This is a genomic window from Cobetia sp. SIMBA_158, from assembly GCF_046566945.1.
Classification (GTDB): Bacteria; Pseudomonadota; Gammaproteobacteria; order Pseudomonadales; family Halomonadaceae; genus Cobetia; species Cobetia amphilecti.
Genome location: NZ_JAWJYL010000475.1, coordinates 1 through 266, shown reverse-complemented (window position 1 = coordinate 266; position 266 = coordinate 1). Strand labels below are relative to the sequence as shown.

Here is a 266-nt window from a genome sequence, read left to right as displayed (position 1 = left end):
CTGCTGAGCACCAGCGGCGTCTATGCGTTCGACGATATCGCCGTGTACGGACTGGTCGATAGCGGCATGGATTTCGGCATGCCGTTCTTCTATGGCCGCTATGTGGTGATCAAAAACGAGAGCTCGTCCGGTGCGGGCGACGCGTACGCGGCCTTCGCATCGAACGGCCTGTAACGCTCGGCTTGAGCCGGACCGGTTGCGCTATTCCGGGCCGGCAGCCGTCAGGCGCAATTCGAGGGATTTCCGTAAAATAAGACTTCCCCTCC

At 60.5% G+C, this 266-nt stretch carries 1 protein-coding gene; it reads left to right on the top strand.

Annotation, left to right across the window (positions count from 1 at the left end; genetic code table 11):
* The gene (locus tag R2R70_RS20735; protein ID WP_410979011.1) at positions 1 to 174 is read left to right on the top strand and encodes a DUF3443 family protein; all 174 of its coding nucleotides are present in this window, start codon (positions 1 to 3) and stop codon (positions 172 to 174) included.
* Positions 175 to 266: the final 92 nt, after the last annotated feature.